The sequence below is a fragment of the Pseudomonas rosaeacicularis genome, assembly GCF_057128745.1.
Genome location: NZ_JBSKHT010000002.1, coordinates 1 through 23,254, shown reverse-complemented (window position 1 = coordinate 23,254; position 23,254 = coordinate 1). Strand labels below are relative to the sequence as shown.

The window sequence follows — 23,254 nt, the reverse complement described above, 5'->3', positions numbered from 1 at the left end:
TCAGAGGAGAAACTGCGACGGATTGCGTCCTACAAATGGCGGCTATGCCGCAGGCCAGACATTTCCGAGAAAAATAGTCGAAACTTATGAAATTCCGCCGGGTCAGGTAGTTACAGCGCCTATGCTATTGGCTCAAGTCCGAGCAGAGGCCTCTATTACCCTGTCCTGTCACTATGCAGTCGGTAAGTGGGTATCGATCTTGCGTAGATCTTTTGTGCCTGGCCATAGGACATGGCCTTCAACTGCTCAAGTGCTGTATCAACACTGTATCGATTGGGAGAAAACGATGATTAGTGCCGCTGTCAAAACCCAGAAGGGAGAGAGTTTTAATCAGCCGGCCAGCGAGCTGACCCATCTGCCGGTCTTCGCAACGACGAGCGTTCCACTGCTGCAACTGCCGCCTGTACAACCAGGCATGTCGATGGCGAATCGGAAGAAAGTCCTGTTCGTGACATCGGAAATGGCCGATCTGGTGAAAACCGGCGGTCTGGGCGATGTGTCTGCTGCACTGCCGCGCGCCATGCGCCACCTCCATGATGTACGCGTGCTGATTCCCGGCTACCCACAGGTCATCAATAGCGGAAACCCGATTTACATCATCAGTGAACTCAGTGGCCACGCCGCCCTGCCACCCTGCAAGATCGGCCGTATGGACATGAAAGACGGGCTGGTCATTTATGTGCTGATCTGCCCTGAGCTGTACGAACGTGAAGGCACGCCCTATGGCGACAATCACGGCCGGGACTGGTCGGACAACCATATTCGTTTCGCGCGCCTTGGCTTGGCCGCCGCCGACTTTGCAGCCGGTGCCGTGAAGACCCAATGGTGCCCTGAGCTGGTTCATGCCCATGACTGGCCAGCCGGATTGGCGCCCGCCTATATGAAGTGGCGCGGGCAGACAACGCCGAGCATTTTCACCATTCACAACCTGGCGTATCAAGGATTTGTCAGCACGGCGTCGAGCCGCGAGCTGGGTATTCCCGATTCAGCGCTCGGCCCGGACGGCATGGAGTTTTACGGAAAGCTCTCCTTCATCAAGGCCGGCATGGCCTACGCCAGCCACATCACGACTGTCAGTGCGACCTACGCCAAAGAAATTACAACCGCTGACTTCGGTTGCGGGCTGGAAGGTTTTCTGCAGAGCAAGTTAGAAACCGGCAAGCTCAGCGGCATCCCTAACGGCATCGACGAAAGCTGGGACGCGTCCACCGACGAGCATCTGATTTGCCGCTTTGCCCCCAACGAATGGACGCGCAAAGAGATCAATGCCGACTACGTGCGCGAACTCTTTGAACTCGAGCCATCGTCGGGCCCTCTATTCGCTGTGGTCTCCCGACTGGTTTATCAAAAGGGTCTGGACCTGACCATTGGCGTTGCCGAGCACATCGTCAACAACGGTGGGCAGATCGCGATCATCGGTCGTGGCGAGCCGGATGAAGAAGACGCCATGCGTGATCTGGCGGCGAAGTTTCCCGGTCAGATCAGCGTTCGTGTGGGTTTCAACGAAACCGACGCCCGCCGCATGTTCGCCGGCAGTGATTTCTTGTTGATGCCTTCGCGCTACGAGCCTTGCGGCCTGAGCCAGATGTACGCCCAACGCTTCGGATCGTTGCCAGTGGCGCGCAATACCGGCGGCCTTGCTGACACGATCGAAGACGGTTGCACTGGTTTTCTGTTCGATGAGTCCACCGTAGAAAGTTACGCCGAAGCCCTGACGCGAGCGTTCAAGGTCTTCGCCAATCCGCAGTTGCTCAACGCCATGCGCTGCCGCGCCATGGCTGCCCCGTTCGACTGGCATAAGGCCGTAGAACCGTACGCCGATTTGTATCAGGAACTTCTGAAAAAGAACGTGGGTGTGTCGCTGCAGTACTGATTCATGAATTGACTACAAGGGGTAACGGATGCCTTTGCGCACGGACGAGAACTGGCGCCACGGCGCCATTTTGCTGGATTCCGAACATACCCGGTTTGCCCTTTGGGCGCCGGATGCCTACTACGTCAGTATTGAGACAGAAGACGGCCAGTCATTGGCCATGCTGCCCCAGACTGACGGTTGGTTTGTCCTCGAAGCCCGCTGTCCAGCGGGCACGCGGTACCGCTACAAAATTGATGAAAACCTCGAAGTGCCCGACCCCGCCTCCCGGGCTCAGGCTGGCGAGGTGCATGGGCACAGCATTGTCATCGATCCCGATGCTTACCAATGGCAGCACACTGCCTGGACGGGTCGGCCATGGCACGAAGCAGTTATCTACGAACTCCATGTCGGCTCTCTGGGCGGCTATTCCGCCGTCGAAAAGCTGTTGCCGCGTCTGGCCGAAACCGGCATCACTGCCATCGAGTTGATGCCGCTGGCGCAATTTCCGGGGGACCGAAACTGGGGCTACGACGGCGTACTGCCCTATGCGCCGCAGTCTTCATACGGCACCCCGGAACAGCTCAAGCACCTGATCGACACTGCTCATGGCTTGGGTCTGGCGGTCATTCTCGACGTGGTCTACAACCACTTCGGTCCTGACGGCAACTACCTGAACGCCTACGCCAAGGAGTTCTTCCGCAGCGACAAGAAAACCCCGTGGGGCGATGCCATTGATTTCCGCCGCCGCGAGGTGCGGGACTTCTTTATCAACAACGCGTTGATGTGGTTGCAGGAATACCGTTTTGACGGTCTGCGCCTGGACGCCGTGCATGCCATTGAAGACCCGACCTTTCTCGAAGAATTCTCCGCACGCATTCGTGAGCAGGTCGAAGACCCGCGTCATGTGTGGCTGATGCTGGAAAACGAATACAACGAAGCGCACCGCCTTGAAAAAGGCTTCGACGCGCAGTGGAACGATGACGGCCACAACACTCTGCACGTGTTGCTGACGGGCGAAACCGATGCGTACTACACCGACTTCGCCGAGCAGCCGACGCACAAGCTCGCGCGTCTGCTGAGCGAAGGCTTTGTGTACCAGGGCGAAGCCACGCGTCATGGTCATAACCGCGGCGAGCCCAGCGGTCACTTGCCGCCGAGCGCGTTTGTGCTGTTCTTGCAGAACCACGACCAGATCGGCAACCGCGCCCTGGGTGAACGGTTGGTGCAAATCAGCCCGGCCCCTGCGTTACGCGCCGCGACCGCCTTGCTGCTGCTGTCGCCGATGATCCCCATGCTGTTCATGGGCGATGAATGGGGCGCGAGCGAGCCGTTCCTATTTTTCACCGACTTCCATGACGAACTGGCCGATGCCGTGCGTGAAGGTCGCCGAGGGGAGTTTGCTGACTTCGCTGCATTTGCCGATGAAGAAAAGCGCGAGATGATTCCCGACCCGAACGCCTTGTCGACCTTTGACGCGTCGCGCCCGGCGTTCGATGCGGTGTATCTGGAGACCGACAAAGGCCTGGATCACCAAAGCTGGATGGCGCTGTACCGCGAACTGCTGCAGATCCGTCATCGCGACATCGTCCCGCTGATTCCCGGTGCCATGGCCCTGGGCGCTGAGGTGCTGGGCGACAAGGCCGTCACCGCCAGCTGGAAAATGGGCGATGGCAGCACGCTGCGCATTGACCTCAATCTGAGCGAGCATGCGGTTGTGACGCCGGAGTACACCGCCAGCCGAGTCCTTTTTGAGTCGCACCCCAAATCCGCAGAACTTTCCCAGCGAGGCAGCCTCAATCCCTACACGGCCATTGTCAGCCTGACAGCACGCGATGTTTTGGAGGAACAGGATGAGCAATGAGCAACTTGAAATGCTGGCGGCTGAAGCGGGCCTCGCGGTTGACTGGAAAGACGCCAATGCCCGGCCCCAGCGGGTCAGCCCGGAGGTCTTGCGCAAGGTCCTGAAAGGCCTGGGTTATCCCGCCGAGAATGATGAACAAATTGTCGCCAGCCTTAAACGCCTGGAAGGCGAAAGCCAAACCAAAAACGCCCCGCCACTGCTGACGGTCGATCATGGCAGCAATCTCGATTTGTCGCCTTGGTTCGCCCCGGACACTGCGTTTACCCTGGAACTGGAGGACGGCTCGACGCTGAACGCCAAGCTCACCGCCAACGCCGAACTGCCGGGACTGGCGACTGTGGGCTACCAGCAGTTGTCGATTGCCGGCCAGCATCTGACCATCGCTGTTGCACCGAAAACCAGTTACACCATGGCCATGGCCACTGATGTCAGCACGCCTCGCGCCTGGGGCCTGACGGCCCAACTGTATGCTCTGCGCCGCGAAGGCGATGGCGGTTTTGGTGACACCCAGGCCCTCGAAGCATTAGCTCGATCGGCAGGCGAACGTGGCGCTGCCGCGATTGCCATCAGCCCGGTGCACGCGATGTTTGCCACCGGCAGCGAAAATTTCAGCCCTTATTCGCCCTCCAGCCGACTGTTTTTGAACGCGCTGTACGCAGCACCGGGGACGATCCTCGGTGAACGGGCCGTACGCACTGCTATTGAAGAGTTGGGCTTGGCCGAGGAACTCAAACGCCTCGAAGCGTTGCCTCTGGTCGATTGGCCAGCTGCCGCCGCAGCGAAATGGAAGCTGTTGCGCGCGCTGTACACGTCGTTCGTCGCCAGTGGCCATCCATTGCATGAAGACTTCAACAGCTTCCGCCACGCCGGTGGCGAAGCGCTGATCAACCATTGCCGCTTCGAAGCCCTGCGCGACCAGAGCGAGCAACTGGGCATCAGCGGCAACTGGCATGAGTGGCCAGATGAGTACAAAAACCCGCGCAGCAAAGTCATCGACACGTTTGCCGAGACCCACAAAGATCTCGTGGGCTTTCACGCCTTCGCGCAGTGGCTGATCGCCCGAGGCCTTGCGCGCGCGCAGACCGCAGCGCGCAGTAGCGGCATGTGCATCGGTCTGATCGGCGACCTGGCAGTGGGCGCCGACGGCGCTGGCAGTCAGGCCTGGAGTCGTCAGGATGAATTGCTCTCGGAACTGACCGTCGGCGCCCCCCCTGACATCCTTAACCAATCGGGACAGAGCTGGGGCATCTCGGCGTTTTCCCCGACCGGGCTAAAGCGCAATGGTTTTCGCGCGTTCATCGAGATGCTGCGCGCCAACTTCGCTCACGCTGGCGGTCTGCGTATCGACCACGTGATGGCACTGCAACGGCTGTGGGTCGTCCCGCTGGATTCGCCGCCCAGCGAAGGCGCGTATTTGAATTACCCGTTGGACGACATGTTGCGCCTGCTGTGCCTGGAGTCATGGCGTCACAAGGCCGTGGTGCTCGGTGAAGACCTCGGCACGGTGCCTGAAGGGCTTCACGAAAAACTCTCCACCCGGGCGATCCTGGGTATGCGCGTGCTGCTGTTCGAACAGGATAACGGCGTGTTCAAGCCGATTATCAAATGGTCGGACGACGCCCTCGCGACCACCAGCACGCACGACCTGCCCACGCTCAAAGGCTGGCTGACTGAACTCGACATCGAGTGGAACAGCCGGCTGGGTCACATCGACGCCGACACTGAAACAAACTGGCGCAAGGGTCGTGAGCTCGAACGAAAAGGCCTGGTGAACGTGCTCACCCAGAACTACGGCCTCAAAGCCCCAACCGACAGCGACATCATCGACGCCAGCATTCGTTACCTAGGCCACACCCGTGCGCCTTTGGTCCTTTTACCTATGGAGGATGCCTTGGGCATCGAAGAACAATCCAACTTGCCGGGCACCATCGACAGCCATCCAAACTGGCGCCGTCGTTTCTCCGGTGACAGCGCAACTTTGCTCGACAATCCCGATGCCGCCAGAAGACTGGAGCTATTGGCCGCCGCGCGTCTGCAAGCCGCGGAGCGTGACCAATGAGCACGACCCTGCCCGCCTTGAAATCCCTGCGCGCCACCCAGCGCCTGCAATTTCATAAAGACTTCACCCTGGACGACGCCGTCAAACTGGTGCCCTATTTCGCCAAACTGGGCATCAGCCATGTGTACGCCTCGCCGCTGCTCAAGGCGCGCGCAGGCTCCATGCATGGTTACGACGTCGTTGATCCGCGCGAGATCAACCCGGAACTGGGCGGCGAACCTGCCCTGCGCCGTCTGGTTGCTGCACTGCGCGAACACGGCATGGGGCTGATTCTCGACATCGTGTCCAACCACATGGCGGTCGGCGGTTCAGACAATCCATGGTGGCTGGACTTGATGGAGTGGGGTCAGCGCAGCCCGTACGCCAAGTTTTTCGACATCCAGTGGAATTCCCCGGACCCGCTGCTCAAAGGCCAATTACTGCTGCCGTTTCTCAGCTCCGACTACGGCACGGTGTTGCAGGCCGGCGATCTCAAGCTATGCCTGGACGCCGAAAATGGCAGTTTTCGGGTTGAGCACTATCAGCATCACTTCCCGATCAATCCGGGCACCTACGGCCCGCTGCTCGACGCCGCCGACAAGCCCGAACTTCATGAACTGGCCCAGCGCTTCACGGCCCTTGATCAGTACCCGCAGGCCTACGAGCGTGCACGACAGGCCAAAGGCGAACTGGTCGCGTTGCTCAAGCAACAGCCGGCGCTGATCAAGGCCATAGAAAAAGGTTTCGAGCGCTTCGATGGCCGCACTCCTGAAGGCTTCAAAGCTTTCCACCAGCTGCTTGAACAGCAGGACTATCGACTCGCCAGCTGGCGCACCTCAGGTGACGACATCAACTGGCGGCGCTTCTTCGACATCAACGAGCTGGGCGGCCTGCGGGTCGAGCGGCCTGCGGTATTCGAGGCGACCCACGGCAAGATATTCGAGCTGATCAGTGAAGGTCTGGTGGACGGCCTGCGCATCGATCACATCGACGGTCTGGCCGATCCGCGTGGCTATTGCCGCCGTCTGCATCGCCGGGTCAAAAGTCTGCTGCCCAAGCGTCCTGCGGGCACTGAGCTTGCGCATATTCCGATCTTCGTTGAGAAGATTCTTGGCCCGGACGAGCAGCTCCATGAAGACTGGAGCGTGGACGGCACGACCGGCTACGAATTCATGAATCAGGTGTCGTTGTTGCAGCACGATCCGAAAGGCGAAGCGGTGCTCGGCGAGTTATGGAGCCGCATCAGCGGTCGCACAGCCGACTTCAATCAGGAAGTCCTCGAAGCCCGTGACCTGGTGCTGCACGGCACATTGGCCGGAGATTTTGAGAACGTCGCCCAAGCGCTGCTGCAAGTGGCGCGCAGCGATGTCATGAGCCGCGACCTGACCTTCGGCGCGATCCGTCGTGCTTTGCTGGCGTTGGTGGTCAACTTCCCGATCTACCGCACCTACATCAGCGCAGTCGGCCGCTCCGAAGAGGACGACCGTTTCTTCCAACAAGCCATGGAAGGCGCACGCACGATGCTCAGCGAAGGCGACTGGCCGGTGCTCGACTACTTGCAGCTGTGGCTGGGCGGCGAGCGCTTGCGTTCCTTCCCGTTGGGCCCGCTGCGAGATCTTCGTCGCAAAGCCTGCACGCGCTTCCAGCAGTTGACCTCACCGGTAGCAGCGAAATCGGTGGAAGACACCTCGTTCTATCGCTCTGCCGTGCTGCTTTCGCGCAACGATGTGGGGTTCCATCCGCAACATTTCAGTGCGCCGGTGAGCGATTTTGATGAGGCCTGCGAGAAGCGCCACGAGGCCTTCCCGGAAAATCTGCTGACCACCGCGACTCACGACCACAAACGTGGCGAGGACACCCGCACACGCCTGGCAGTGCTTAGCGAATGCGCGCCGTGGTACGCCGAGCAGGTCGAGCGCTGGCTGCAATTGTCAGCCCCACTCAAGGGCGATGACGTCACGATCAGTCCTGGCGATGAACTGATGCTGTATCAGGCATTGCTGGGCAGCTGGCCGCTGGATCTGAGTGGTGAAAGCGAATTCGAGGACTACCTCAAACGTCTTATCCAATGGCAGGAAAAAGCCCTGCGCGAAGCCAAATTGCAGAGCAGCTGGAGCGCTGCAAACGAACCCTACGAAACCGCCTGCCGAGAATTTCTGACCGCCTTGTTGCTCGCCCCAGAAGGTCTTGCGCTGCGTCAGTCCATCGGTGCAACGGCCAACCGCATTGCGACGGCGGGCGCGTTGAACAGTCTGGCGCAAACTTTGCTGCGATTGACCGTGCCCGGTGTGCCTGATCTGTATCAGGGCACTGAATTCTGGGACTTCAGCCTGGTGGATCCGGACAACCGTCGTCCGGTGGATTACCCCGCTCGCGAGCGCGCGCTGGATCAATCCATGCCCCCTGCCGAGCTGCTGACCCACTGGCATGACGGCCACATCAAACAGGCCCTGATCGCGCAAGCACTCGCGGTGCGCAATCAGTATCCGGACCTGTTCAGTGAAGGTCTTTATCAACCGCTGCAAGTGCTCGGGCAGCATGCCGAACGCGTCATGGCCTTTGCGCGGATAAAGGAGGATACGCGGGCTATAGTTGTGGTTCCTCGCGTGTTCAATGAACTATTGGGCACTGCGCAAACTCCATTCATCAACGCTGCAAATTGGGGCGATACACGAATTCTTTTGCCGTTCGCTGATTCAGATCCAAATTGGAAGGGACTTTTTTCACAGACCATAGTCACAACCAATACGGAGATGCTCCTCAGTGATGCGCTCAAGGAATTTTCTGTAAACCTGCTTATTCAAACCTTGTAATACCCGGGAGTGTCGAGATGAGTGCCGACGAGAAAAAGATCAAAGACTTCGCCTATCAGATCTGGAAATCAGAGGGCGAGCCGCACGGTCAGGATGAGCGTCACTGGGAAATGGCCCGCAAGCTGGCCGCAGCCGAGGCCAAGGCGCCGGGTAAATCCGCTGCTGGCAAGCCTGCCCAGCCGAAGGCGGCTAAAGCTGACGGTAAGCCTGCGCCAAAGCCTGCTGCGAAAGCTGCGGCCAAGCCTGCTGCCAAGCCGGCAACGCCCGCTGCTCCAGCGCCTAAAAAAGCTGAGAAGTCCGATGCCAAGCCTGCGGCAAAGCCGGCCGCTAAAGCTGCACCCAAGCCGCCTGCCAAACCTAAGGCTGCTGCTGGTTCGACAGGGACGGCCCCGTCCGCACCCTCCAAACCGGCCACCAAGCCTGCTGCTAAAAAGCCTGCTGCCAAGCCACCCGCAGCGTGATCGCTCGACTCTACCGAGCGCACCACCCGCGGTGATTCATACCCGCAGAAACGGCCGTCAAAGCGGCCGTCTTCTGCGGTTATACCCAAACCTGTTTTAACCAATGGCGCAGCCAGCGGCCTGCGACAAAGGCTTCGTTCGCCTTCAGGAAATCATTCGACGTCAGGAATCAACATGAGCAAGCAAGAATCGAAACCCGCAGAACAAGCGACACAGAATGACTCCGCCAAGGCTGATGCGCCCGAAGCTGTCGCAAGCCGCATCCGTGAAGGCCTACCCTTCCCCCTCGGCGCTACCTGGGATGGTCTGGGTGTCAACTTCGCGCTGTTCTCAGCGCATGCGACGAAGGTTGAGCTGTGTCTGTTCGACTCTACCGGCGAAGTCGAACTGGAGCGCATCGAGCTCCCCGAATACACCGATGAAATCTTCCACGGTTACCTGCCAGATGCACACCCAGGCCTGGTCTACGGCTACCGTGTGTACGGCGCATATGACCCAAAAAACGGCCATCGCTTCAACCACAACAAACTGCTGATCGACCCGTACGCCAAGCAATTGGTGGGCGAGCTGAAATGGTCCGAAGCCTTGTTCGGCTATACCATCGGCCACCCGGACGACGACCTGAGCTTCGACGAACGCGACAGCGCGCCCTTCGTGCCCAAGTGCAAAGTGATCGACCCGGCCTACACCTGGGGCCGCGATCAGCGGGTCAACGTGCCGTGGGACAAAACCATTTTCTACGAAACCCACACTCGGGGTTTCACCATGCGCCACCCTGCCGTCCCGGATGAGCTGAAAGGGACGTTCTCGGGCCTGAAAGTCGATGAAGTGATCCAGCACATCAAGAGCCTGGGCGTTTCGTCCGTTGAACTGCTGCCGGTTCATGCGTTCGTCAACGACCAGCATCTGCTGCAAAAAGGCATGACCAACTATTGGGGCTACAACACCATCGCCTTCTTTGCCCCGGACCCGCGTTTCCTGGCTCACGGCAAGATCGCCGAGTTCAAGGAAATGGTCGCGCACATGCACCGTGCCGGTCTCGAGGTGATTCTCGACGTGGTTTACAACCACACGGCTGAAGGCAACGAGCGCGGCCCGACCCTGTCCATGCGTGGCATCGACAACGCTTCGTACTACCGCCTGATGCCGGATGACAAGCGCTTCTACATCAACGATTCCGGTACCGGTAACACGCTGGATCTCAGCCACCCCTGCGTGCTGCAGATGGTCACTGACTCCCTGCGTTACTGGGCGACCGAGATGCATGTCGACGGTTTCCGCTTCGACCTGGCAACCATTCTGGGCCGCTACCACGATGGCTTCGACGAGCGACACAGCTTCCTCGTGGCATGCCGTCAGGACCCGATCCTCAGTCAGGTCAAACTGATTGCCGAGCCGTGGGACTGCGGTCCGGGCGGCTACCAGGTGGGCAAGTTCGCGCCGGGTTGGGCGGAATGGAACGACAAGTTCCGCGACAATATCCGCGCGTTCTGGAAAGGCGACGAAGGCCAGCTAGCCGACTTCGCCAACCGTATGACCGCGTCGGGCAACATGTTTAACCAGCGTGGACGCAGACCGTATTCCTCGGTGAACTTCATCACCGCCCACGACGGTTTCACCTTGCATGACCTGGTGTCGTACAACGAGAAGCACAACGAGGACAACGACGAAAACAACCAGGACGGCAGCAACGACAACCGTTCGTGGAACTGTGGCGTCGAAGGTCCGACGGACGATCCGGAAATCAACGCGCTGCGTCTGCGGCAGATGCGTAACTTCTTCTCCACCCTGCTGTTCGCGCAAGGCACGCCAATGATGGTGGCCGGTGACGAATTCGCCCGCACCCAGCACGGCAACAACAACGCCTACTGCCAGGACAGCGAAATTGGCTGGGTCAACTGGGATCTGGACGAAGACGGCAAGGCGCTGCTCAAGTTCGTCAAACGTCTGATCAAGCTGCGTCTGACCTACCCGATCCTGCGTCGGGGTCGCTTCCTGGTGGGCGATTACAACGAGGAGCTGGGCGTCAAGGACGTGACCTGGTTGTCGCCGAGCGGCGATGAAATGTCGATCGAGCAGTGGGAAGATCCTAACGGCCGTTGCCTGGGCATGCTCATGGACGGTCGCGCGCAGGAAACCGGTATCCGCCGTCGCGGTTCTGAGGCCACGCTGCTGTTGGTGGTCAACTCGCACCACGACGGGGTCAACTTCACCCTGCCGCAAGTCCCGGAAGGCGTGAATTGGGTTTCCTTGATTGACACCAATCAGCCTGAAATTCGCGGCAAGGATCACTTCGAATTCGGCAACGAATACACCATCACCCCACGTTCGCTGGTGTTGTTCGAACTGCAGAAAGAAGAACAGGCATGAGCCGGGCGCTGAGCGAGTTTCTTGCCCAGCGCACGCCGCGACTCGACGGTCCGCAGGCTCTGGGCGAGTGCCTTCGGGCACTGGTCCACGAGCAGCTCGCCAGCCTGCCGCCTCCCGGCGGCGGGCGCACGCTGGAACGCTGGCGCAGTCTGGCCAGCGTTGCGGCCCATGATCTGGGCCTGTGCAAATTGTATGAAGGCCACACCGACGCCCTGGCGATCATGGCTGAGCTCAAGTGCTCATCCCTGGAATCAGGCAGCACATGGGGCATGTGGGCGGCCGAACCGCCGCAAGCCCGCGTCACTCTTTCCGGCAGCGGCACTGATGTGCGCTTGAATGGCCGCAAGGCTTGGTGTTCAGGCGCTGCAGTGCTCAGCCACGCTTTAATGACTACCTGGGACGCCGACGGCCAGCAGTGCTTGGTCGCGGTAGCGCTCGATCAACCGGGCGTCACCGTCACAGCCGATGGCTGGAGTGCGGTCGGCATGGCTGCCACTGCCAGCGTCGAGGTGCAGTTTGACAATGCCCACGCGCTGGCTATCGGCGCCCCCGGTGATTACCTGTCCCGGGCCGGTTTCTGGCAAGGCGGCATCGGCATCGCCGCATGCTGGTACGGCGCGGCGAGCAGCATTGCCGAGCGCCTTGCCCACGCCTGTCGCCAACGTGAAGAGCCTCACGCGCAGGCTCACTTGGGCGCGGTCGACACAGCGTTGTTCAGCGCGGCGCAGGTGCTGCATAACGCGGCGCGCACCGTCGATCAACAGCCCTTGGCGAACGCTGAATTACTGGCCCGACGTTGCCGCGCCGTGATCGAGCATGCCGCGCAACAGGTGATCGAACACACGGGCCGCGCTCTGGGCGCTGGGCCGTATTGCAAGGATGCGCAGTTCGCGCGGCTGATGGCCGACCTGCCGGTGTTCCTGCGCCAGAGTCACGCAGAACGCGATCTTGCGGCGCTAGGCCGACACGTCGCCTCGTTTCCTAATGATGCAACCACTCAACCGCGCAGCGAGCCACGGGGCAATGCTGCGGCTGAGGGAAGCTGGTCTTTGTGAGTGGTGTTTATGAATGACAACCCTATCGTCGGCAACGGCACCTCGCTGCAGGCCTGGCAAAGTTCCACCAAGCTGGCCGCGCTGCCGGTGATCGGTGCCGATCTGCTGGTGCCTGCGGGCTGCCGAGCCGTCATCGTCGCGCCCCATCCGGACGACGAAATCCTTGGTTTTGGCGGGCTAATGCAGCAGTTGGCCCATCTGGGCCGGGCCATGAATCTGATCTCTGTCACCGATGGCAGTGCCAGCCATCCCGGTTCCAGTGTCTGGTCAGCCGAGCGCCTGAGTGTGATACGCCCACAGGAAAGCGCTGAGGCGGTGAAACGCCTCGACGTGCCGCTGCACAGCCTGCAATGGATACGCGGCGGATTTTCCGACAGCGCTGTGGCAACCCAGGAAGTGCAACTGGTGACGTTTCTGCAACGCTACTTGCGTCCCACCGACGTGGTGTTCTGTACCTGGCGCCACGATGGCCACTCCGATCACGAAGCCGTTGGCAGGGCGTGCGCGGTCGCCACTGCCGCTGTTGGCGCGCAATTGCACGAAGTGCCTATCTGGGCGTGGCACTGGGCTGACCCCGAAGACACGAGGCTGCCGTGGGATCGAGCGCGTAAAATCCTGCTCGCCCCGGAAACCATCGCGCGCAAACGCCACGCCGCCCACGCGTTCGCCAGCCAGTTGCACGGCGATCCCATGATCGGCCTTGAGCCGGTGCTGCCGCCCCATGTGCTGGAGCGCCTTATGCAATCTTTTGAAGTGGTGTTCCTGTGACCGATCCGATCACAGCCAGCGTGGACGACGCGTACTTCGATCAACTGTTCGACGGTAACGATGACCCATGGGCCTTCAAACAGCGGTGGTATGAGCGGCGTAAACGCGCGTTGACGCTGGCGGCCCTGCCCCGTGAGCGCTATGCCCGGATCTTCGAGCCTGGTTGCGCCAATGGCGTACTGAGTGCGGAACTCGCGACCCGCTGTGATCGGTTTGTGGGCTGCGACACGGCAGCGGCGGCGGTTGATCTGGCCCGTGAACGGCTGGGTGATTTTCCTCGGGCGGAGGTGATCCAGGCTCGTTTGCCACAGCAATGGCCGGAGGGTCGGTTTGATCTGATTGTGTTCAGCGAGTTGGGTTATTACTTGAGCCTGGATGATCTGCATCGCTGGATCGATCGGGCCTTGGCATCCTTGACCGATGATGGGCAAGTGCTCGCCTGTCATTGGCGCACTCCCATCGTTGGCTGCCCGCTAAACGCTGAACAGGTGCATGGTGCGCTTTCGCAGCGGTTGGGGATGGATCAGGTGTTCAGTTATCAGGAGAGTGATTTTCTACTGGATGTGTGGAGTCGGGACAAGCAGTCCGTGGCGCAGAAAGAAGGATTGCGCTGACGGGTGTGCGCGGTCCGTGTAGGAGCTGACGAGCCGCCGAAGGCTGCGATTGCGCTGTGTCTAGCACCCTTGTGATCGTGTGTATATCCGTTATCTGTGTGCGCTGTTGTTTTGGTTCCGCCCTTACGGCGGGTCACTTTTGGCAAACGGCCCCAAAAGTAACCAAAAGGTCTTGCTCCCGGTTTGGCCCGACTTCGTCGGGTTCCCTCACTCCGGCGACGCTCCGTGGGCACGCCGCCATCGGCCATCCATGGCCGGGGGCGGCTCACGCGGCATCCATGCCGCGCTGCCCACTCCGCGTCGCCTGCGTTCGGCCTGCACCCAAGTCGCGTTTTGTGGTGTCTGGGCTGGCGTGGATGAAGATCAAAAGCGAATAAGAAAGCCTGATCGTTCCTCACGCTCCGCGTGGGAGCGATCATCGTGTGTCGTGCCGCGATATCACAGACGCCACAAGGTGCGACTTTGGAAGGCCGAGCGCAGGCGTTGCGTAGGGGACAGCGCGACATGGATGTCGCGCTAGCCGCCCCCGGCCATGGATGGCCGATGGCGGCGTGTCCCCGGAGCAATGCCGGAGCGAGGGAACCCGACGAAGGAGGGCCGGACACGGGAGCGAAACGGTTTGGTTACTTTGCCAAGACAAAGTGACCCGCCGTAAGGGCGGAACCAATATCAGCCACACCGCGAATAACGGATATACACACAATCGCGGTACACCCGACACACCGCATCGCAGCCTTCGGCGGCTCGGCAGCTCCTACAAAAACACCAAACGACCCATCACCCGCGCCTAATCACTATTGATGAACGGCCGTCTGCATCCCCGCCGTACTCAGCGGTGACCCCAACGCATTACCAAAAAACCGCACAGCTTCAGCACTGAGATTGCGATGGATGTCCTCACGGTCCACGCCAATCGCATCCGTACACAAGATCGGCTGGGTCGCACGCTGCTCGTCATCACACGGCGCCATAAACACAAAGTGCCCTGCCCCGGCCAACAGTTTGAAATCCGACACCTCCGGCAGCTTGCGCGCCAAGGCTTCCGCATTCTTGTCGATCGCCAGCAACTCATCGCCGTCGCCGCTGTACAGCAACACCGGCACATGCACGTCCGCCAACGTGTGCCGACCAAACATCAAGCCCAGCGGCGCCATCAGCATCAAGGCACCCACACGCGGATCGGCCTGGGCATGCAAGTCATCACGGTCGGCCAATAACTCGCCTTGAGTCTTGCACGCGTCGCGGTCCTGCGGGCGCTCCAGGCAGTACTGACGCAAGCGCTGCAAATCAGGCTGCGCGCCCGCCAGAATCAACGCCGTTTCGCCACCCGCCGAATAACCGATCACGCCCACCCGACGCGCGCTGATATACGGCGACAGCATCGGATCAAGCAACGCGGCGCTGATGGCTTCGGAAATTTGCAGCGGACGGCCATAAAGATTGCTCAAACTGCCGAGCCGACTGTGATCGAGGTAGTTGTCGCCAGGATGAAACACTGCCACCACCACAAAACCTTGGCGCGCCAGTGAAGTGGCCAGGTCGTGTTGAGCCAGGGGCGTGCCGGTGTTGCCGTGGGAAAGCATCAGCAGCGGAAAGCGGCCCATGGCAATTTTCGCGTTTTCGCCGGCCTGCAACTGATAACCCTGAACCCTGGTCACTTGCTCGGCGTCAGTAGACGGATAAAAGGCGTAGGCATGCATCGGCTGGGAATCCAGCGGATCGGGAAATTCCAATTCGTGGAAGCCCACGCTCCAGGTTTCTTGCGCGCTGACCTGCACCGAAATCAGGCTGCTGAACAGGCTAAATACCACCACTGCACAAAGACGCATCATCGCAATGCCCCTAAAACCCGAAGTTCCGTATATGGCCAGACATGACGCCTGAGCCTTTCTCCCTGTGCCGCCCCATGGATCCGGGGCCTGACCGCTTCCCGCGCAATGCGCTTACAACCTGAGAGTGTCTGGCGTGTGAATAAGTGCATAAGCCGGGCCAGACGGCGCACAAATAAACGACCACCGGTTAAAACGTACCGTTTGGCTTGTATCAGGAGGGATCAAGGGGCGATTTTACGCCGGACTTCTGGAAGATGCCTGCAAAGAAACCGTCAAGCCTGTCGCCTGGCTGAACACGCCTGCGAAAACGCAAAAAGCCCTGCCCCTTGCATACGGTGCAGGGTGGCAGGGCTTGGTTTTCCGCTTGTCTTTTGAAAAAGAGTTGGAGCGACGCGCATCAGTCGATGCGCATATCCCTCCTCAAGCGAACAGCGTTTCTTCGATGTGCTTCTGGGCAGCGCTCAGTGCAGCCGCGCGCGGCTCGTCCCCGTAGGCCAGGCCGTGGGCGAAGACGAATTGCAGGTCGGTGACGCCGATAAAGCCGAACAGCACTTTGAGCAGGTCTTCATGGCCAACGCTGGTCGGTTGACCCACATGCACGCCGCCGGCAGTCGAAACGATGATGACTTTCTTGCCTTTGCACAGGCCTTCCGGACCTGCTTCGGTATAACGGAAGGTGCGACCGGCAACAGCGATTCGGTCGATCCATGCCTTCAGTTGGCTTGGGATGGTGAAGTTGTAGACCGGAGCGCCGATGACCACGACGTCGGAGGCGATGAATTCTTCCAGCGTGGCTTCATTGGATTCCACTTCCAGCTTCTGCGCTGCATCGCGGCCTTCAACCGGAGTGCCTGCTGCTGCCAGACTCGAACCTGAGAAATGGCCCAATGCTTCGTTGGCCAGATCGCGATAAACCACTTGCGTGTCGGCATGGGTGGCGACGAAGGATTCGACGACGCTGCGGCTCAGCTGACGCGAAGCGGAGTGATCGCCGAGGATGCTGGAATCGATGTGCAACAGTTTCATAACGTGCTTCCCAAGTGAGAATCGCCGCTTGGCGATCGATTGAGATTCATCCTACCGAACAATGTAATTCATGATTAGTCAGCAAAAGTGCGATAGTTTGTCCCACTGGTAGAACGATCGAGTCAATCATGCAAGACCTTAACGATCTTTATTACTTTGCCAAAGTGGTCGAATCTGGCGGTTTCGCCGCCGCTGGCCGGGCGCTGGGCATCCCCAAGTCGCGCCTCTCAAGACGCATTGCCGAGCTGGAAACCCGCCTGAACGCCAGCCTGTTGCAACGCACCACGCGCAAACTTGCACTTACGGCCGTTGGCGAGCGCTACCTGCAGCATTGCCAAGCCATGTTGCTGGAAGCGGAAATGGCCGATGAGGCCGTCGCCAGTCTGTCGGCCGAACCCCGCGGCCGACTACGGGTTTCGTGTCCGGTGGGTATGACCCACTGGAACCTCACGTCGGTGGTGGCAGGGTTTCTGAAACAGTTTCCCCAGGTGCAACTGGAATTGTTGCTGGTCAATCGTCGGGTGGATCTGGTCAACGAGGGCATCGATGTTGCCCTGCGCGTGCGGGATGTGGGCGACGAAGACCAGAATCTGATCGTGCGTCACCTGGCGCCAGCGTCGGCAGCGCTCGTGGCTTCGCCGGAGATGATGGCGGGTCGGCAGATTCTCACGCCACAAGACCTCGCCAGCCTGCCGGTGCTGGGCGCCATCGAAGCGGACCGCAAAGTGCATTTCAATCTGGTGCATGACAACGGCGAGCGCTGCGAGATCGCCATCGAACCACGGTTGGCGATCGATGATTTCCCCATCCGCAAAGGGGCAGCCTTGGCAGGACTGGGTTTGACCATGCTGCCCATGATGAACTGCCACACCGAACTTGCCGACGGCCGCCTGATCCGGTTATTGCCGCAATGGTCGATGCCCAGCGGCAACCTGCAGGCGGCGTACACCCAGCGACGCGGTGCGCTGCCAGCGGTTCGCGCGTGGATTGATCACGTCACGGCAGAATTTCGTGACACGCGGGGGGTTTGAAAGACCTACGCGCACCACAGCCTTCTGTAGGAGCCAACTTGTTGGCGAAGCGGATCGTCTGACTCACCGCATAACCTTGCTCGCGAACAAGTTCGCTCCTACAGAAAACGTGCCCAACTGCCCAATCGAGGAGAAAACATGCAGATTGAAGAGGTCGCCCGATTTTGCCTGAGCCTGCCGGGCGCCCGTGAGGATTACAAATGGGGTGGCACGCGGGTGTTCTCGATTGCCGGGAACAAGATGTTCGCGGTGATGGATCTGGCTGGCAAAGGCCTTTCGTTCAAAGTCGCCAGCGATTTGTTTCTGGGCTACGTCGACCGTGCGGGTGTACGACCGGCGCCGTATCTCGCACGGGCGCACTGGATCAGCGTGGCGGCGCCCTACGCTCTGGGTGACGCCGAGTTGCGCGACTTGCTGACCCGCTCACATCAGTTGGTGGTCAACAAACTGCCGAAAAAGCAGCAAGTCGCGCTAAAGCTCTAAGCGGATCAGTAAAGGTGCCGGGCGATAAAATTTCCGCCCAGCACCAATCGGTCGATCCAGAACAACTCATGCAGCACGACGATTCCCCAGAACACCACCTGATAAGACACCTTGCGCGTCTTGTGTCGGAACGCCTGCTGGCCAATAAAAGCTCCCGGCCATCCACCCAGCAATTCGGCGCCGTGGAGGATTTTTTCGGGTGTGCGCTGGCCGTCGTTACGCGCGCGATGTTTGTCATGCCAATACAGCAAAAAGGTCAGGACACTCATCAGCACATAGACGGCCGCTGGCACCCACGTTCCGCCTTCCAGCCACAGCGTCACCACACCATAGCCCGGCAAAGTACACAGCAATACCAGCACGAGCAGCTTGGTCCGCAAAAAGCGCACCGCAGATTTAGGTCCATTACCGACGGGACGCTGACCGCCCTCTGGATTTCGCTGTTCCATAATCCCTTAACCTTGCGCGCTGGACCAATCGATCCAGCCAAATTGCCACGTCGCCAGAATCAGCAGGCCGAACGCGATGCGGTAGTACGCGAACACCGCATAGCTGTGATTGGCGATGAATTTCAGCAGCGCCTTGACCGCAATCATGGCGAAGATGAAGGAAGTAATGAAGCCCACCGCAAATACCGGGAAGTCTCCCGGCACGAACAGGCTGTGGTACTTGTAACCGGAGTACACCGAGGCCGCGACCATGGTGGGCATCGCCAGGAAGAACGAAAACTCGGTGGCGGTTTTGCGCGACAGCCCAAACAGCAAGCCGCCGATGATCGTCGAACCTGAACGGGAGGTGCCGGGGATCATCGCCAGACACTGGGCGAAGCCGACCTTCAGCGCGTCAGCCCAAGTCATCTCATCTACCGTTTCAGCGTGAACCTCATGCTGACGACGCTCAGCCCACAGCATCACGAAACCACCGATGACCAGCGCAGCCGCCACGGTGATCGGGTTGAACAGGTATCGATGAATCAAGTCAGCAAACAGGACACCGAGCACCATTGCTGGCAACACGCCAATGATCAGGTTGGCGGTGAAACGCCGCGCTTTCGGATCGGTCGTCAGGCCGCCGACCACGTCGAAAATCTTGCGCCGAAACTCCCACACTACCGCCAGGATTGCGCCCAGCTGGATGATGATGTTGAAGGCGATTGCCCGTTCACCGTTGAAATTGATCAGGTCCGCGACAATGATCTGGTGGCCAGTGCTGGATATCGGCAAAAACTCAGTCAAACCTTCCACAACCCCAAGTATCAGCGCCTGTGCGGCGGTCCAAAGATCCATCATTCCCCCAGTGGACCGTGCTCATGACACGGCCCTGTAATTTAATTGCAAGCGGTGCGAACCATAGAGGATCGAACGTGAACAGATTATGAAAGCTTCAGGATTGCCCGCTCTAACACGCAACCGCGGGGATGCTAGCAGACCTTTCAGGTGATGGCTCTAGCATGAATAATGGCGCGTGAGTTTTGACGGCAGATCCCGGTTGGCCACTGGATCGCTATGCACGAAAAAGGGATGTCAGTGCTATCTCGATGCTCCACGCAAGGGCATAAACCGCTTACAATCGCCGGCCAAAATCGGCGCCGTGGCGCTGCCTGCAAAATCCCATCCATTAACGGAGTCGCCATGTCAGGGCTTGAACTGTTTGCCGCCGCGCTGGGCGTGATTGCCGTCTGGCTTACAGTCAAACAGAACCCATGGTGCTGGCCCATCGGGCTGGTCATGGTGTTGCTCTATACCTGGATCTTCTTCGACGTAAAGCTCTATTCAGACATGCTGCTGCAGGTTGTTTACGCAGTGCTGCAGCTCTATGGCTGGTGGCAATGGACCCGACGCGGTCAGGTTGCCAGTGGCCGAACCGTGAGTGTTTTGGGCAACGGCGCCCTGCTCGTCAGCCTCGCTGCTGGGGCGTTGGTGAGCCTGGCGTTGGGCGCCGCGATGGCGCACTTCACCGACGCCGCACAACCGTGGCTCGACGCCGCACTCACCGGTTTCAGTCTGGTAGCGCAGGTCTGGATGGCGCAAAAGCGCGTGCAATGCTGGCCACTGTGGATCTTGCTGGATGTCATTTTCGTCGGCCTGTTTCTCTATAAGGGGCTGTACCTCACCGCTGCGCTGTATGCGCTGTTCACGCTGCTGGCGGTGCAGGGCTGGCGCGATTGGCGCGCTGATCCGGCCTTGGCGCACTGATGCCTGCGATGAAAGTTCTGGTACTGGCCGGTCCCGAATCGAGCGGTAAAAGCTGGCTGGCGCAGGAGGTGCAGCAGCAATTTGGCGGCGAACTGATCGGCGAGTACGTGCGCCACTTCATCGACCATATGCAGCGCGACACCTGCTACGCCGACATCCCCGCCATCGCCCACGGGCAACTCGCCTGGGAAGACGCTGCTCGCAGCCGCGCTCCTGAGCTCCTTATTCTGGACACTCACCTGCTGAGCAACATGCTGTGGAGTCAGACGCTGTTCGGCGACTGTCCCGCCTGGCTAGCGCCAGCCCTGCTCGCCCGTCACTACGACCTGACGCTGCTGCTGGCCCCCGAAGGCGTCGAGTGGATCGGCGACGGGCAGCGTTGCCAGCCCGAGCTGCGTGAACGCCAGGCTTTTTTCGAGGCGAGCGACCGCTGGCTGAAACAACATCATCAGACGTATCAGTTAGTGGGTGGCAGTTGGGATGAGCGACGTAAGCAGGCGTTGCAAGCGGTGGCTGAGCTGATGACAAACTGACTGTAGGGGCGAACTTGTTCGCGAGGCCGGCGTGCCGTCCGCCGACGATGCCTTAACCGCAGCGATCTTTTCGGGCAAGCGCGCTCCTACGATGGAATTGGAGACCTCTGACATCTCCGTGTGACGCGAACCCGTGGGAGCGGACCTGTCCGCGAAGAGGCCAGCGTGCTCGTCAGAGATGCATCGCCATGGCCATTGTCTTCGCGGACAGGTCCGCTCCCACGGGTTCTGTTTCGTCCTGCCAGACTTTTATCGAATCTGATGCTTGTGCAGCAAGCGATAAAACGTCGGGCGCGACACCCCGAGCACCTTCGCCGCGACACTCAGATTGTCACTGTGCCGCGTCAGCACATCGCACAGCGCCTGACGCTCGGCGCGGGATTTGTAATCGTCGAGAGTGCCCATGCTCGAGCTGATTTCATCCTCGCCCAACAGCCCGAGATCGAACGCTTCGATTTGCCTTCCTTCAGCCAGCACCAGGCCGCGTCGTACGCGGTTTTCCAGCTCGCGAACGTTGCCGGGCCAGTCATGCTTTCCCATCGCGACCAACGCATCCTGGCTGAAATTGCGCGGGCGACGTCCGGTTTCCTGGCTGTAGAAGTGCGCAAAATGGTTCGCCAGCAACGCCAGATCCCCATGTCGCTCGCGCAACGGCGCAGTGCCGACTTGCAACACGTTGAGCCGGTAATACAAGTCCTCGCGAAAGCGCTTCTTGCGAATCGCCGCTTCAAGATCGATGTGGGTTGCGGCCAATACGCGGACGTCGATGGGCACCGACTCTCCATCGATATCAAGATGCCGGTCGTGCAAGAACCTCAGCAGATTGGCCTGGACATCCAGCGGCAGTTCGCCGATCTCATCGAGAAATAGCGTGCCTCCATTGGCTGCCTCAATGCGGCCGATCTTGCGCGGCTGGGCGGAAGAAAAAGGGTCTTGGTGGTAGCCAAACAGTTCGGGCTGCAGCAGGTGTTCGGGGATCGCGCTGCAGTTGATCGAAACGAAGGGCTTGTCGCGGCGCTGAGACTGCAAGTGCAGCGTGCGGGCCACCAGCTCTTTGCCGGTGCCGGTTTCGCCACGAATCAACACCGGGGATTCAGTGGGCGCCAGCTTGGTCAGTAACCGCCGCAATTCGCGAATCGGCCGGCTTTCACCAAGCATCTGATGCTCCGGTCCACTGCCGTAATTCGCCCCCTGCGCACGCAGCCGCGCCATGCCATAAGCGCGCCCCAGCGTCACCTGAACCCGAGCGACGTCGAAGGGCAGCGTGTGAAAATCGAAAAACCATTCGCAAACGAAGTCACCGATTTTGTCGCGACGAAGATCGTCCGGCGTCAACACCGCAATCCATTCAGTATGACTGCGGGTGATGAGGTCTTTGACAACCTCGGGATGTTCGAAATGCTGGGGCATCAATCGGATCAGACCGACGTCGCATGGACGGGACGCTGCAGATTGCAGCGTGCAACTGTCCACGTCCCAGCCCGCTGCGCGAAGACCAGGGATCAGGCGAAGACTCTCTTCGCACGGTTCGACAATTAACAGGCGACGGGATGATGCCAGCTCATGCATATAGATTCCTTGGCGCCAAGATTCAAAGAAGAGTTCACTCTAAAACCATTTTAGAAACAGTGTCTTGGCGACTCTGGCAAACACATTAGCAAGTTTATTGACACTTACTTGGACCGATTATCTATAAGGCTAAGATCGAAACGTGCTTAGGGAACTGGCGCAAAGATCCAAGCCGGCATGAGCTGCCTGGAGATAGCCCGGCATTACCCCCGCGGCGTTTTGTCCCACTGCCGCCAGAGCCGGAAAACCAGAGGGGTGCAGCGCAGGCTGGAAAATAATTTGGTGGAAGGGTGTGACTTGTTGCCGGTCTGCCGCCATCAGTACATGTATCCAACCGAACGGGACGCCCGCCGCCGGTGATTGTATTGATACGGGCATCTGAGGAAACGCCATGAACGCCCCTTTGCGCTTTAACGAAGCTTTGCTCATCGCCGGTCACGCTTTTCATCCCTTCCAATGCGTGGCCTGGGCTCCCCAGGACGGCAATGGCGAGCTAAGCCTGACCGTCGTTGACCGCACCAGCACTCGCATCGGTCGCGCACAGATCCCTAGCAGCACCTACTCCGATCCAAAACAACTGGCCGCCTTGCTCGAACAAGCCCGGGCGCAGATCAGCGGCGAAGGTTACAGCCTTGAGCCGTGGACGATGCCGGCTTGATTCAGACGCTTCATCTGTAATTGGATGGACTCGCCCAAGCCGAGGCGTCTGTGCGCCACGGTGGCATTCTTATGGAAGCCAACGAACAGCGA

At 59.7% G+C, this 23,254-nt stretch carries 19 protein-coding genes; 14 read left to right on the top strand and 5 right to left on the bottom strand.

The annotated features are described in order from the left end of the window. Window positions 1-286: 286 nt before the first annotated feature. The 9 genes from glgA (at window position 287) to ACWKWM_RS02565 (ending at window position 13,835) form a co-directional block, all read left to right on the top strand. Window positions 287-1,873, top strand: a complete 1,587-nt coding sequence (gene glgA, locus ACWKWM_RS02605; RefSeq protein WP_483844620.1) for a glycogen synthase GlgA — start codon at window positions 287-289, stop codon at window positions 1,871-1,873. 28 nt (window positions 1,874-1,901) lie between these two features. After that, a complete protein-coding gene (treZ, locus tag ACWKWM_RS02600; protein WP_483844619.1) occupies window positions 1,902-3,716 on the top strand; it encodes a malto-oligosyltrehalose trehalohydrolase in 1,815 nt (604 codons plus the stop codon). Beyond that, on the top strand, window positions 3,706-5,775 hold the full coding sequence (gene malQ, locus ACWKWM_RS02595; protein ID WP_483844618.1) for a 4-alpha-glucanotransferase: 2,070 nt from the start codon (window positions 3,706-3,708) through the stop codon (window positions 5,773-5,775). The genes treZ and malQ overlap by 11 nt, the downstream gene beginning before the upstream one ends. After that, a complete protein-coding gene (locus ACWKWM_RS02590) occupies window positions 5,772-8,567 on the top strand; it encodes a malto-oligosyltrehalose synthase (RefSeq protein WP_483844617.1) in 2,796 nt (931 codons plus the stop codon). Before malQ ends, ACWKWM_RS02590 begins: the two co-directional genes overlap by 4 nt. Before the next feature lie 17 nt (window positions 8,568-8,584). Next, on the top strand, window positions 8,585-9,028 hold the full coding sequence (locus ACWKWM_RS02585; RefSeq protein ID WP_483844616.1) for a DUF2934 domain-containing protein: 444 nt from the start codon (window positions 8,585-8,587) through the stop codon (window positions 9,026-9,028). A gap of 174 nt (window positions 9,029-9,202) precedes the next feature. After that, a complete protein-coding gene (glgX, locus tag ACWKWM_RS02580) occupies window positions 9,203-11,398 on the top strand; it encodes a glycogen debranching protein GlgX (protein WP_483844615.1) in 2,196 nt (731 codons plus the stop codon). Further along, window positions 11,395-12,453 carry an acyl-CoA dehydrogenase family protein gene (locus ACWKWM_RS02575; protein WP_483844614.1) on the top strand — a complete coding sequence of 353 codons (1,059 nt, stop codon included), beginning with the start codon at window positions 11,395-11,397 and terminating at the stop codon, window positions 12,451-12,453. Before glgX ends, ACWKWM_RS02575 begins: the two co-directional genes overlap by 4 nt. Before the next feature lie 9 nt (window positions 12,454-12,462). Beyond that, window positions 12,463-13,221: a PIG-L deacetylase family protein gene (locus tag ACWKWM_RS02570; protein WP_483844613.1), complete on the top strand. Its 759-nt coding sequence runs from the start codon at window positions 12,463-12,465 to the stop codon at window positions 13,219-13,221. Next, window positions 13,218-13,835, top strand: a complete 618-nt coding sequence (locus ACWKWM_RS02565) for a class I SAM-dependent DNA methyltransferase (RefSeq protein ID WP_483844612.1) — start codon at window positions 13,218-13,220, stop codon at window positions 13,833-13,835. Before ACWKWM_RS02570 ends, ACWKWM_RS02565 begins: the two co-directional genes overlap by 4 nt. A gap of 794 nt (window positions 13,836-14,629) precedes the next feature. On the opposite strand, the gene ACWKWM_RS02560 is transcribed toward ACWKWM_RS02565, so the two are convergent. Beyond that, on the bottom strand, window positions 14,630-15,667 hold the full coding sequence (locus ACWKWM_RS02560) for an alpha/beta hydrolase family protein (RefSeq protein ID WP_483844611.1): 1,038 nt from the start codon (window positions 15,665-15,667) through the stop codon (window positions 14,630-14,632). Window positions 15,668-16,087: 420 nt separating this feature from the next. Continuing rightward, window positions 16,088-16,693, bottom strand: coding sequence for an FMN-dependent NADH-azoreductase (locus ACWKWM_RS02555; RefSeq protein WP_483844610.1), 606 nt, complete (start codon window positions 16,691-16,693; stop codon window positions 16,088-16,090). A 128-nt stretch (window positions 16,694-16,821) separates the two neighbouring features. Between ACWKWM_RS02555 and ACWKWM_RS02550 the strand changes: the two genes are divergently transcribed. Both ACWKWM_RS02550 and ACWKWM_RS02545 read left to right on the top strand, forming a co-directional pair. Continuing rightward, window positions 16,822-17,724 carry a LysR substrate-binding domain-containing protein gene (locus ACWKWM_RS02550; RefSeq protein WP_483844609.1) on the top strand — a complete coding sequence of 301 codons (903 nt, stop codon included), beginning with the start codon at window positions 16,822-16,824 and terminating at the stop codon, window positions 17,722-17,724. Between the two features lie 138 nt (window positions 17,725-17,862). Continuing rightward, entirely contained in the window at window positions 17,863-18,207 is a 345-nt protein-coding gene (locus tag ACWKWM_RS02545; protein ID WP_483844608.1) for an MmcQ/YjbR family DNA-binding protein, read from the top strand. 5 nt (window positions 18,208-18,212) lie between these two features. Here ACWKWM_RS02545 and ACWKWM_RS02540 read toward each other — a convergent pair whose 3' ends face one another. Further along, window positions 18,213-18,656, bottom strand: coding sequence for a DUF1294 domain-containing protein (locus ACWKWM_RS02540; protein ID WP_483844607.1), 444 nt, complete (start codon window positions 18,654-18,656; stop codon window positions 18,213-18,215). A 6-nt stretch (window positions 18,657-18,662) separates the two neighbouring features. Continuing rightward, the gene (locus tag ACWKWM_RS02535) at window positions 18,663-19,493 is read right to left on the bottom strand and encodes an undecaprenyl-diphosphate phosphatase (protein ID WP_483844606.1); all 831 of its coding nucleotides are present in this window, start codon (window positions 19,491-19,493) and stop codon (window positions 18,663-18,665) included. A 345-nt stretch (window positions 19,494-19,838) separates the two neighbouring features. On the opposite strand from ACWKWM_RS02535, the gene pnuC reads away from it, so the two are divergent. Further along, the gene (gene pnuC / locus ACWKWM_RS02530; RefSeq protein WP_483844605.1) at window positions 19,839-20,402 is read left to right on the top strand and encodes a nicotinamide riboside transporter PnuC; all 564 of its coding nucleotides are present in this window, start codon (window positions 19,839-19,841) and stop codon (window positions 20,400-20,402) included. Window positions 20,403-20,410: 8 nt separating this feature from the next. Next, window positions 20,411-20,935, top strand: coding sequence for an AAA family ATPase (locus ACWKWM_RS02525; RefSeq protein WP_483844604.1), 525 nt, complete (start codon window positions 20,411-20,413; stop codon window positions 20,933-20,935). Window positions 20,936-21,184: 249 nt separating this feature from the next. Here the strand turns inward: ACWKWM_RS02525 and ACWKWM_RS02520 are convergent, their stop codons facing one another. Further along, complete coding sequence (locus ACWKWM_RS02520) at window positions 21,185-22,504, bottom strand: sigma-54 dependent transcriptional regulator (RefSeq protein WP_483844603.1); 1,320 nt, start codon at window positions 22,502-22,504, stop codon at window positions 21,185-21,187. Window positions 22,505-22,895: 391 nt separating this feature from the next. Here ACWKWM_RS02520 and ACWKWM_RS02515 point away from each other — a divergent pair, with 391 nt between their 5' ends. After that, the gene (locus ACWKWM_RS02515) at window positions 22,896-23,162 is read left to right on the top strand and encodes a hypothetical protein (RefSeq protein WP_483835931.1); all 267 of its coding nucleotides are present in this window, start codon (window positions 22,896-22,898) and stop codon (window positions 23,160-23,162) included. The last annotated feature ends 92 nt before the right edge of the window (window positions 23,163-23,254 follow it).